The sequence below is a fragment of the Mucilaginibacter achroorhodeus genome, from assembly GCF_007846095.1.
In the GTDB taxonomy this organism is placed as follows: Bacteria; Bacteroidota; Bacteroidia; order Sphingobacteriales; family Sphingobacteriaceae; genus Mucilaginibacter; species Mucilaginibacter achroorhodeus.
Map to the genome: position 1 here is coordinate 116,554 of NZ_VOEI01000002.1, position 12,924 is coordinate 129,477.

The following is a 12,924-nucleotide window of genomic DNA, read 5'->3' on the forward strand; positions in this document are numbered from 1 at the left end:
TGTTCAGTAAAAATCATTTTAAGAATGCACTTAGCTATATCATGTTAGCGGTCTTTAAAAGTAATAAACCTTAATAAAACAATGAATATCAAAAGAATAGGTATCACCCAATAAATCATCAAGAATATCATATGTTCCAAAAGCTTATATATCATTAGTAACATTTAACAAAAAAGTGTCGCCCGCACTTGCGACACTTTTTTAACGATTTTTGGACGGAAATAAGAACTTCGTGCGTAACATTAAATCAACTAAACATTAACAAAACTTAATTATTCGTACACATTTATCTCTGTAAATGATTTGTAATATCCCACCTGTAACCGGACATATCTGGCGTTTATCGGATTAAAGAAATTAATGTAGTTATTGACCGGCGCAGCCGCTGAACCTCCGGTGTTAGCTACGGGTTGATATGTACCTTGTGACGTCCAGTCTGTGCCATTGGTACTTGTGTATACCTTTACGGATGACGGGTAATCCTCAATACTAAATTGAGAAAGGATGCTATTGAATGCGTTACTGTAAGCGATTGTTTTCACCTGATGAGAAGCGCCCATATCAATCGTGATCGATTCGGTGCCGGTTTGGTAATTGGATACCCAGTCTGTGCTGTTGTCTCCATCGATTGCATTAGCTGGCACATAATTGGATCCGCCGTAAAACGAGCCATCGAATGAGGCTGTCGCATTAGCCAACCAGCCTTGCCTGTTTAATAATTTAGAACCCGCAGCACTGGTATTATTAGTGTTATTCAGGTTATTGAATGACAGCTGGACGTAAACAATCTTATTGGCATTTAACACGTATTCATCGCCATTAATCTTTGTGATCATCAGAGGGAGCAGGTAAGATTTTGTTCCATCAAATTTTGACAGATCAGGAATGTTCACGTTGAAAGAAGCTGATTGACCGGAACCTAAGTTTAAAGTTGTCGCAGAAAGCGAATATGAACCATCAGGAAAGGCAGTAAACCCACTACCATAACTTGCAATCTTTGTATTGTCCGTAGCAACGCCGATGGTTAAATTATTAGGTGATGTCGGGCTCACATTAATCGTGATCGGTGTAACTGCTGCAGCACCTTTAGCACCCACAGGATAGGTAAGGGATACCAGATTACCGGAAGTTGTGGTAAGCGTAGCAACCGGTTGTTTTACGTCACTAAGGGTAAGATTGATATATACCGTTCTTACCGAGTCGCTTAAAATTGCCGATTTATCACCTGAGACACTTAAAATGGTCACCGGTAACAAATAATTGCTTGCTCTCAGGCCTTTCAAATTCTTAAAATTCACTTTCACAGAATCGGTAGAAAATAAATTTCCAGCCTTAATGGTTACACCATTTCCAGGTGCCTGCAAATCATAGTAAGTAGCGGGCAATAAGCGAAACTGCGTCCCATTGACCGCATTATAGTTTGCAACTTTATTAGTATCTACACCGATGGATGCCGTAATATCTGCCCCAGCCGCCTTGGTCAGGTTTAAACCAACTGCAGCAGTACCACCTGTGGTACTCAGCGTTGTAAAATTTTGCGTACGATTCAAGTTCCCGGTTCCGGAAATTGACAGGAACAGATTATTTGAGGCAGGCCTTTGACTATATTTGATATCGCCATTATCCTTTTTACAGGCAAAAAGCATTATCATGCAGAAAGCTGTTAAACCTGCCGCTATTATAAACGCATTGTATTTTTTCATGTTACTTATAATTGAATAGTTAGTTAGGACATCTGATACCTGCCGCCCAATTAGCGTCAGCATCTAATGAAAAGGTATAACCATGGCCTGAATAGTCATTTATAATTTTTCCTTTTCCTTCGTTGAATCTCCAGTAGGCAACCAAACCCGGTGACGAGGGGTCTACTCCACAAAAGCCATTTTGCATTTCACCTGTCGTTAACGCCTTCGACCAAAGTCGAACTTCACTCACATATCCGGGTAGCGGTTGACCGTCAAACAGCAAGTCTAATTCATTAAAATTAAATTTGGCCCCGGCGGCTGGGAATGATCCATCTGCCACACCATTTACATACATGGTGCAAGTGTTGCCATCAAACACACATGAAACCGTATACCATGTATTGGTGGCAAATCGTGTTTTTGAGGATATTTTACCGGCAGTGTTTATCCACTGCAATTGATTTATATCGTCAGATAATTCACCAAACCTGAAAAGATTAAAGGAATGCCTGCTATTATCAGCTAAAGTGTCCTGAAAAACCCCTAACCTGCTGATATGAAAGCCGGAACCGAATTGGGAGACATTTATTCGAAACTCAAACGTAAAATTTGGTAGACTTAAAACCTTGGGGAAAGTTCTCACAAAACTTCTGCCGTTTGTGGTATTAAAAACGCTTGTTACTACCACTTTATTCAATTTCACAAAAGCGGTTTTTGAGGTTTCCAAAACCTCCAAGTTCTGTTTCGGAACACTTATAGATACCGGGATCATGTAGTTACGTCCGTCAACAAAATTGTCCGTGTTTACTATCTTCAATGACACGGCACCAGACACATTTGTACCTGCTTTGATAGTACCTTCATTTCCTATTAATGTGAAGCTACCCGCTGGTGGAACGCGGAAATTCGTTCCGTTTTTTTGGTTATAGGCTGCCAGTAAGATAGTGTCTATTTTGAACGTTACGTTTACATCCTGGTTAACAATGCCACTGGCTGTAGCCGTGATAGCAGTACTCGATCCTGCACCGTCAACAGTAAAATTCACGATGTTGTTCACATCAGTGCCTGTAACGAGCACCTTATCCTGATAAGCGGGTTCTTTTTTGCAACCTACAACTGCGACACCGGCAACCAGCGCGATCAAACCCAAAAAGAATACTGAAAGGCTGAAATATTTTGTACGTATGATTTTTTGATTTTTCATGATTTATTTTTTTGCAGGATTACAAGCCTGTATGGCTTGCCTGATGTAACCATAAGGAGCAGGATTATAATAATCACGCTGTCCATAGAATACCCCAAAGCCCCCCTTGCGGCCTTGCGTAGGGTTCCATTGACCGAAACCCAACAAAGATGTCACCGTGTTACCATTTACGTCTTTGAACTGAACGCCCCCTGTCGAGTAATAGTCGCCGAAAGTTTCGGCAGGATAATATTGACCTGGTTTGTAACCGCCGCTTATGCTATTGTAAGCGCTCTGTAGCCCTGCTGCAGATCCATTACCGTAAGCTTGTTGCACAACAAAGTCAACATAGGGTGCTAATACATTGGGCGGGGTATCACCATAATAATCGATATCAAGGATTTTTCCGGTTCCGGATTTTGGCCCAAGAAATTGAGAAAGCCTCAATATTAATTTGATAAAATTATCCTGATTCTGATAAAATCCGCCGTTAGGTTCGTAGTCCACATCCAGTCCATCCAAATCGTTGTCATAGGTATCTTTAACAAGTGCATCTGCAAAATCCCTGATGCCTTTATCATCCTGTGTATATCTGGTTAAGCGGTCTTGCGTTATCAGTGTTACATTGAGCATCTTTGTCCCTTTAACCCGCTGCGAAAATCTCATTTCCTTGTAATCGTTCGGATTGTTCACAGAGTCCGGTATCCCACCCCAAAGACTGATAATATCAACGCTGTCGGGGACACCGGCAAAACGTTCCCCAAGTGATGCGGTAGTGGCGCCTTTTACATTATAATCTGCCAGCCAAAGAAAGAATCTGGCGTGGTCCGAATTTTTATAGGCACGTAATTTTATGTAATAATCGTCGCTGTAAACGGTAGGTTTTTGCAGGTCCAGCGGTGCCGGTATATTTTGTTTTTTGCACGCAGCAATCGAACATGCACATACAAGCAAAAAGCCCAGTTGAATGCATCTTTTAAATTTCATTTTCATAATCTATTAGTAAATGCCTAAACGTTATTTTTTATCCCACCAAAGCTTTGTCCCGCCATTATCCGGACCGCCAAGCAATGCAACGCCCGAGGCAACACCTGCAGGATTGGTGCTATATTGGTTTTGGGTGAAGGGTAGCCTCCGTATTTGTGTAGTGGTGTTGATAGTACCAGAACTGTTGTTGACCAGCACCGGCAGAATTTTTGGATACCCGGTTCTTCTGAATTCACTCCAAGCCTCCTGTCCGTCAGGAAAAACAGCGATCCATTTCTGCGTTATGATTCGTTCCAGGCTTTGCTCAAACGAAGCGTTGTCATCCCATTTGATTGTAATGTTGCTGGGGTTGCTGTTGAAGCTATTGCTGCTATTCACTGGATCTGTGTAACTTGTTGGCGTGCTGGTAGCGTCACTTAGATAACCCGATGCATCACCTGCGTTGTTCTGCGCAAACGATGCACTTACACCCTGGGCGTAAAGAATGCCTGCACTGCCCCCTCCCATGTTCCAGCCTCGTAATGCGCCTTCGGCACGCAGAAAAAGCACCTCAGGGTAACTCATCCAGGGTGTTGATGTGGTTTGATTCACATTTATTGCCGAACACTTGATGTAACCGCTACGATCAACATTAATTCCGGTACGAACACCATGATAGCCCCCAAAATCAGACGCCTTAAAATACGAGGAGATACGAGGGTCATTATAGCCTTTCAGGTAGCACTCCATCGTGGCACCCATCCTTACATCCCCAAAACTGTTGGTTATCACTTCCAGTGGGTTGTGATAGTTGTAATTCATATAGGTGCCCAAAGCAGCGTTGTCTGCATTTGCCGTAAATACACCATAAGAATCATTGACTGCATCTTCTGCGTTTGTTTTGGCCAAAGCAGCATCAGCGTAAACAATACGCATAGCCATCCGCAGCCTGAGGGAATTAGCAAATCTTATCCATTTGGCATAGTCACCCGCATAAACCGCGTCGTAATTTACCAGTGGCTTTCCTGAAGGGTTTTTCACGAGGTAATCCTTAAGTACAGTTCTTGCGGAGTCTAACTCTTTAAAGAAACTCTGGTAGATCACCTGCTGACTATCGTAGTTAATTGTCGCATCTGAACTACCTGCACGTGTGTAAGGCATAGGGCCGTACATATCTGTAGCACGCTGGAAGGCCGCAACTTTCAAAATTTGTGCTAAGGCGTAAACATCAGGCGCCTGGGTTTTAACCGTTTGCTGTATGGTTTTATATGCGGCAAAAACCCCGATATAGGCGCGGTCAAAATAGGCACCGGTCCAGCTGGGTATCAGATTGTAAGTTGTATTATTTGAACCACCAAACCACGTACCTGTTGCCCCTTGTTGTCCTGAAAATATATCCCCAGTCAGATTTTGCGTGATCTGATACATTTCGTCCCCGAAGTTGTTCGGCCCGGTACCCTGGTTGGAGATCGGGAAGACATTTTTCTCCATTTGCACGATAAATACCCCGATGTAACGGTTATCTGCCTTGAGCATTTCCGGTGTAACCTGCGTAGGGTCGGTGTTAATGGCATCAAAATTCTTCGTACATGAGACGAGGACACTGATGGCAATTAGGCTATACGCCAGCATCGCTCTTTTGATGCGTAAGCAGCGATAAATATTTTTGATCATTTGCGTATGAATTGATGTTATTAAAATTGAACCGATACGTTAAAACCTATACTGCGGTAACTCGGCTGTCTGAACATATCGATACCCTGATAAAAAGTTCCGGTAGAGGCGGTTGACTCAGGATCAAACGGTGCTTTATTGTAGAACATAAACAGGTTTTTCCCGGTCAGACCAAGGGTTGCTCCTTTCAATTTATTGCTGAAAAAAGAAGCCGGAAAATGGTAACTCAACGTTGCCTCCCTCAGGCGCACGTTTGTTGCACTGTAAACGTAAGGCGCGCCGATACCTGTTGCGCCACCGCCGGCAACAGCATAATAATCTTTCGCAGGAACGAGCCCCCCGTTGATAGAAACGCCACCGGCTTCGCGCGCCTCGGCAGAAGCCTCGGAAACACCATACCTATCCATAAGGGCCTGGGTAGCAGATACACCTACTCCACCTATTCGTGCATCGACTAAGAATCCCAGGGAAACCCCTTTGTAGGTAAAGTTGTTACGCATAGCGATGTTATAACGCGGATCGGCGGTGCCGGCATAGATGTAATTGTTGTTATCTGCAAAAACCTGTCTGGTACGCGGATCAACTACGATATAACCATATTCATCCGTCTTTAAAGTGTTAACATAAATATCACCTGTAGTACCACCAACGGTTGGCCTTTGCTGATAATTGCCAAGTGTTGCAGCTATCACAGAATCTTGAGGTATAAGTTTCCCGTTAGCGCCGGGTTTGCTGTATAACTCACGTATCTTGTTCCTGTTAAGCGAAAAAACAACGTTGGATGTCCACTTCACCGGGCCAACTGTGGTATTTGCTCCCAAGTTAACTTCCATGCCCTTATTATCTACCCGGCCTGCGTTAACACGTACCTTGCCAGAATTATTTCCACCAGCCACATCATCCTGGTAATCAAATATTTGATTATATGTCGAGGATTTGTAAACTGTTACATCAAGGGTAATTATACCATTAAATAAACGGGCATTCACACCAGCCTCATAAGACTTCGTCCGTTCTGGCTGTAATGTGTTGATAACACGGATGCCTTCAGTACTAACTGTGTAATTGCTAAAAAGATAATTAGGATTAGTAAGATAAGCATCTGGCGGAGTACCTACCTCACTGTAAGAGCCGCGTACCTTTAAATACGGTAAGGTTTTTGAACTTATGTTAAACAAATCTGTTATGACACCAGATAAGCCAACTGACGGATAAAAAAGCGACACATTTGTTGAACGCGATAGCCCTGAATTCCAGTCGTTACGCCCGGTTACATCTAAAAACAAACTGTTTTTGTAAGCAAATTGAGTAGTACCATATACAGCCTGGTTTTGCGTACGGTTAAAGCCGGGAATTATTTTAGTTCTGGGGCTACCAAGATCGACATTTGATGTGATAAAGAAATTTGGAATTGTGGCTAAGTCGCCACCGAAATAATTTGAAGTTCTCTGCCTATTGTCATAACTGGCACCTAAAAATGCATTAACGCTAAAATCTTTTATTTTGTGAGTAGCATTTAAAAGAACATCAACATAAGTTTGATATTGACTGGTATTATTTATCGCGTATAGCCCATTAACGCCTGCTAATTCTGTGGTAGTGGAAGCACTATTTTTAGTTTCATTGACCAATTGTGTATTATCATACTTAGCGCGCGATACGACATTTAGCCAATTGTTGATCGTATATTTAGCTGTTGCATTAAGTAGATAGCGGCTGGTTTGGTTAGTATAAATATCTCTGTTCACTATCCAATAGGGATTTTGCATGGCATAACCCTGACTACCATAAGGCCAGAACTGCGTTTTGAAATTCCGGGTGGCATCATAACGCTCATAAAGCTGATATTTCGCTATGTCCTCATCTCTGGGCAATAGATATGCGCTTACCAGCGGATTGTTGTATAAACCCTGTGTAATCAGATTTTGATCGTTCTGCTTTACATACATCACCCCGAGGTCCATCTGCAACTTATCGTTGAAAAAATTTGCGGTATTGCGCAAGGTTAGGTTCAGGCGGTCTAACTTATTATTAGGGATAATTCCGCTACCATTTGTTTTTGCAGCCGAAATATAAGTTTGGTTTTTCTCAGTACCGGTTGATAAGCTCACACTATTATCCAGGTACATACCGGTTTGAAAAAAGTCTTTCGGGTTGTACGTAGAGGGTGTAGACAATTTAGCGCCCCAGCTATCAAATGCGCCAGGACTTGAAGCGCCGTACGTATTTTGAAATCTTGGTAACACGAAGGGACTAAAAAAGCTGGTACTACTTGAAAGGCTGACATTGGTTTTGTTAGCTATGCCTTTTTTGGTCGTGATCAGGATAACACCGCCTGAGGCGTTGCTCCCGTACAACGCGGCTGCTGCGGGGCCTGTCAAAACAGATAATGATTCGATGTCGTCAGGATTTAGCTGCGAAATACCATCGGAACTTGCATTTGCACCATCAAATACACCGGGAACACCAGTACCGGCACCATTGAAATTGAAAAGTGGCACTCCATCAACAACATAAAGTGCGTTATTTTTGCTGTCGTTCAGCGACTTTGTACCTCTTAAAACAACTCTTGCTGAACCACCAATTCCGGTAGCACTGGTATTAATAGTCGCACCTGCGACCTTACCAATCAAGTTATTAACAAAGTTACCGTCATTCTGTGCGTTGATGTCGTTACCCTTAAGTTCCTGAACATTGTATGTAAGAGCTTTTGCTGACCTTTTAATACCCAAGGCGGTAACCACAACTGCGTTGAGTTCATTTTTAGCTTCCTGGAGTACGATATTTACAGGGCTCTGGTCTTTAATAGTATACTCCGTTGCTACGAAGCCAACATAAGATACCACAAGCACGTCACCGATTGTAGCATCTATTATAAAATGACCATTTACATCACTTACAGCACCTTTCGTTGTGTTCTTTACCTTTATGGTAACACCTACAAGGGGCAAGCCCTTTTCATCTGTGATTTTACCTGTGATTTTTTGCTGTCTTAACTGTGTCTTCGGTGACTCAGCTGCAGAATTGTCTGTTTGTCCAACACTCAGCACAATTGTCTTATCCTGCAACTGGTATCTGACAGGCTGATCTTTAAATATCATATCCAGCACTTCAGGCAATTCAGTGTTCTTAACCATTATGGTTACAGGTTTGGATTGTTTGTAAACACTTCCGCTGATAATAAAGGAATAGCCAGTTTGCAAACTGATGTTTTTGCAAACTTTTTTTAGTGATGATCCCTTCTCGGTAAGGCTTATTTTTTGCGCCAGTGAAGCTGCACTGACATGGATAAAAGATGCAATTAGCATCAAGGTGGTCAATCTCATAATTTGCAGCACTTTGTTTACGCACCGATTGGGCAAAGCACACTTAGGCGTATAATTTTTATACATTTGTATAACTGGTTTAAAAGTTAATAGGAATAGGAAATTGTTAACGTAATCCAGCCTTGGCTATTAGTGTTCGAGCACTAATAGCTTTTTTTGTGATTACGACCATGTAGAGCGTAATTATTCTTTGATCATAATCCTCCTTCCCGTCGTAACAATGTGAATCTTGGGTGATTTTACAAGTGTCAAAACCTGATTCAGATCCAGAAATTTAGATACCCTGCCCGTAAAAGTTTCTGAAGGTATTTTTCCTTCAAAAACAACTTCCACGTCATACCACCTGGATAATTCCCGCATTACCGTTTGTATATCTGCATCGGTAAACTCGAAATAACCTTCTTTCCAGGCAACTACTTCCTTTGTATCGACTTCTGAAACAGTCGTCCCGACCACACTGGCAGCAGCTTGCTGACCAGGTTTTAGAATATTTTTAATGCCATAAGCCGTTACCTTTACCGAACCTTGGAGCAAGGTTGTTTTAATGTCCGGCTCATTGGCGTAAGCATTTACATTGAAATGCGTTCCCAATACTTCAATCGTTTGCCCTTTAGAGACAACTTTGAAAGGTTTAGCAATATCATGTGCAACTTCAAAATAAGCTTCCCCTGATACCTCTACAATTCTTTCCTTTCCAGGGAACGAAGTTGGGTACCTGATGGATGATGCTGCATTTAACCATACGTTTGTTCCATCAGCTAAGACCAGGTGATATTCGCCACCGCGCAAAGTAGCCATCGTGTTATATTCCACCTTACTGCTCAGTGATGTCCCGGTGTTATAAACGATGTTATTATTACTATTTTTCGTGATTGTTGCGTCACCCTGATTTGCCAACACGCCCGCTTTCGCGTCATTCAAGACTATCTGCCGACCATCACTCAAGGTTAATAATGCCTTTGAAGGGGCAGGTTTGATCAAAGCGGCAGAAGTCAAAGGCTGAACCGAATCATGTTTAAGGTAAGTTTGGAGTAATATAAATCCCGCTCCGAGAGCAACCAATACAATTGCTGCAATAGCAACAACAGCGCGGATAATCTTTTTGGAATTGAGTTGTGGTTGCTTAGCAGTGCGCTTGCCAATCTCATCATAGATATTTTCAAGTAACCTGCTTCTCTTTTTAGCCTTGGTAAAATCTGACATACCGTCCGCATATTTTTCTGATGACGGCGGATTATCGTACCAAAAATCTATTTGCCTTATTTCATCTTCGGTGGCTATCCCCTCCTGATATTTGGCAATCAGCGTCAGTATATGCTCATCGTGGTTACCTTGCTTTTTGTTCATATAAGTATACTCGAACAAAAAGCACTGAGGTTCTACTCAAGAAATAAAAAAAGAGTAAAAAAAATATAAATAACTGATATACAGTAAATTATTTCATTGCAATAATTATCCCTTGGTTGACAAGAAAATCAGCAGCAAAAACAGCAAATCTGCTTCGTTCTTGTTCATTTCCTTGCGAATTAATGCGGTTGCTTTGCAGATATGCTTTTTAACTGTGCTTACAGATATACCCATGCTTTCGGCAATCAGCTGATGCGAAAGGTGTTCGAAACGACTTTTCACAAAAACTTCCCTGCACTTAACCGGCAACTTTTCAACTATTTCCATAACATCACGTTGCATTTCTTTCAAAGACATTTTCTGATCGGGGGCGTCATAATTAGTAGACGTTTCAGAAAGGATATTGCTGATGTGCCTTATATGCATTTGTTGCGAGCGGTAAGCATCGATCACCTTATACTTTAAGGCTGCCCTGAGGTAAATTGTAAGCGAAGTTCGAAGTGAAATTTCCTGCTTTCGTAAGAATAGACTTACAAATACCTCCTGAACCACCTCTTCTGCATCCTCACGGGATCCGAGACGACGATAAGCGATGTTCAGCATTTCTTCCCAGTGCCTATTATAAATTTCCGTGAATGCGGCATCGTCCCCTCGTTTTAAATTAAGGAGCAATTGTTCTTCATCTAATTTTTCGTAACCAGGCACGGGTTAATTGGCTTATAATCTGCTAAGTTAATAAACGTTAGAAGATTATTACTTTATTCTTGAGACATTTGTAATTGAATTATTTTTGGTTTGAGGTAGCCGTCAGCTGATGCACGAAGACTCTTTTAAAATTTGGCCAAACCATACATCAACCTGATGCCATTCACCCAATTGATCAAACCCCGGCTAATTAAAACTGACTTCAAAAGAAACACCCCTGTAGCTGACTTGATGGGGGTATTGATAGCAAACGCCATGCAATACGTCAGCGATAAAGTAAACTTGTCAAAATCTCGAAGCTGCCACAGTAACTCAACACAATAAAAAAGGAGAAGTAATTATTTACTTCCCCTTAAATCAGTTGGTGGAATATTATTGAATCTTATACCTAAAGTTTAGGGAAATAATAGGTTTTCCCCGCATCCTCAAACACTATGTGCTCGCCTGATGGTTGCGTTTCGTATTCCTGTTTTGCTACGTATTTGCTAAAGGCATTGCCTGCAAATTTCTTTAGATAACCTACCAACACGGCATTTTTATTAAGATTACCGGCAAAAATGTAGATGATCTTGTTTACGTCGCCACCGGTATCCTTGTAATTTTGCGGATGGCCATTCCAGGCATAGGCCGGCAACCACCAGTTAAAATGAAACATCAGTTGTACGGCATCTTTACTCCAACTACTTGCATTTACATGGGCAAATAAAGTTGAGTTAAAAGTTTTAACAAAGCTCCATTGTGCATCTAAGAAAACTTCCTTGTACTTATCATTTAACGAGATGTCGACAAGGAAATCAAGAAGCTTTTTATCGGCTTTAATTGTTTGCAGTGCAAAACTTGCCTCTTTAACACAATTCTGGGTTGTATCAACCACCTGCAGTATGCCGTTGGTGTTTAAGGCTATACCAACGTTATTAAACTCTGTTTGTATATCACTATGAGCACTGAATACACTTTTAAGCACTTTGGCAATATTGGCACCTGCTACCCCCCTTCCCCAGGTAACCACCATATTATCATAAGTGTTAATTGAGGTGTAACTGCCCTCGCTCCGTAGCTCTTCCCATATCCAGGCATCTACAGTGTTGGGCTGTATAGATGCGGGCTGTGGCTGTGATTTGCCTGAGAATGGATCATACATATACCCATTCTTCACCTTATTTTTATCGGTAAGATGCTCGGGTACGTTGGCCCGGTTAGCTTTTATGGCTGTTATAAAAGCCGCCAGCTCATCACCCGGAGAACTAACATGCGACTGGCTTAAATTGCCGGGCCATGCTACAGCAACCGGCGGGGCAGACACCAAATTGTTCTCTTTTGGCGCTTCTGCCTCATTAGATGACTGCTGGCCGCCGCCATTGTTGTTTTTGGGAAACTCGTCTTCAACAAGGGGTTCTTTTTCTTCGTTATTACTCTCTTCAGGTTGCTCTTCACTGCTGGGTGTTTGTTCTTCCTCGGCATTACCTTCTTCAGGCGTTTCCTCTTCGTTGGTTGATGTTTCGCCCTCTTCAGTATTACCTTCTTCTGGCGTTTCTTCTTCGTTGGTTGATGTTTCTCCTTCCTCGGCATTACCTTCTTCAGGCGTTTCCTCTTCGTTGGTTGATGTTTCTCCATCTTCAGTATTACCATCGTCAGGAGTTTCCTCTTCGTTGGTTGATGTTTCTCCCTCTTCAGTATTACCATCTTCAGGAGTTTCTTCTTCGTTGGTTGATGTTTCTCCCTCTTCGGTATTGTTTCCGTCGGTTGCGCCGTCTTCGCTGGTGTTCTCGTCAGCTAACTCTGTGTTATGCTCATCAGTTGCGCCATCTTCAGAACCGGTTTCTTCGTCTGAGGTAACGTCCTCGTCAGTTGCGCCGTCTTCAGATGTGGTTTCTTCGCCTAAGGTTGCATCTCCATCGGTTGCGCCTTCTTCGCTGCTGGTTTCTTCGCCTGAGTCTGTTGATGTCTCATTAACAGGTTGTTCATCGTCACCACCCCCGTTTCCGTTTATATCGGGGCTTCTGTAAAATAATTGCTTTTTCATGGTTTGTATTTAGTG

General features: G+C 42.2%; 8 protein-coding genes. All 8 read right to left on the minus strand.

Annotation, left to right across the window (positions count from 1 at the left end; translation table 11 throughout):
* Window positions 1-272 precede the first annotated feature (272 nt).
* A complete protein-coding gene (locus FPZ42_RS06515; protein ID WP_186458698.1) occupies window positions 273-1,703 on the minus strand; it encodes a BT_3987 domain-containing protein in 1,431 nt (476 codons plus the stop codon).
* Window positions 1,704-1,722: 19 nt separating this feature from the next.
* The gene (locus FPZ42_RS06520; protein WP_146269693.1) at window positions 1,723-2,889 is read right to left on the minus strand and encodes a DUF1735 and LamG domain-containing protein; all 1,167 of its coding nucleotides are present in this window, start codon (window positions 2,887-2,889) and stop codon (window positions 1,723-1,725) included.
* Window positions 2,890-2,892: 3 nt separating this feature from the next.
* Window positions 2,893-3,855 carry a glycoside hydrolase family 18 gene (locus FPZ42_RS06525; protein ID WP_186458699.1) on the minus strand — a complete coding sequence of 321 codons (963 nt, stop codon included), beginning with the start codon at window positions 3,853-3,855 and terminating at the stop codon, window positions 2,893-2,895.
* A 30-nt stretch (window positions 3,856-3,885) separates the two neighbouring features.
* A complete protein-coding gene (locus tag FPZ42_RS06530) occupies window positions 3,886-5,508 on the minus strand; it encodes a RagB/SusD family nutrient uptake outer membrane protein (protein WP_146269695.1) in 1,623 nt (540 codons plus the stop codon).
* Window positions 5,509-5,528: 20 nt separating this feature from the next.
* Complete coding sequence (locus FPZ42_RS06535; protein ID WP_186458700.1) at window positions 5,529-8,834, minus strand: SusC/RagA family TonB-linked outer membrane protein; 3,306 nt, start codon at window positions 8,832-8,834, stop codon at window positions 5,529-5,531.
* Window positions 8,835-9,017: 183 nt separating this feature from the next.
* Entirely contained in the window at window positions 9,018-10,181 is a 1,164-nt protein-coding gene (locus FPZ42_RS06540; protein ID WP_146269697.1) for a FecR family protein, read from the minus strand.
* 105 nt (window positions 10,182-10,286) lie between these two features.
* Window positions 10,287-10,886 carry an RNA polymerase sigma factor gene (locus tag FPZ42_RS06545; RefSeq protein ID WP_146269698.1) on the minus strand — a complete coding sequence of 200 codons (600 nt, stop codon included), beginning with the start codon at window positions 10,884-10,886 and terminating at the stop codon, window positions 10,287-10,289.
* Window positions 10,887-11,274: 388 nt separating this feature from the next.
* Window positions 11,275-12,909 carry a hypothetical protein gene (locus tag FPZ42_RS06550; protein WP_146269699.1) on the minus strand — a complete coding sequence of 545 codons (1,635 nt, stop codon included), beginning with the start codon at window positions 12,907-12,909 and terminating at the stop codon, window positions 11,275-11,277.
* Window positions 12,910-12,924 lie beyond the last annotated feature (15 nt).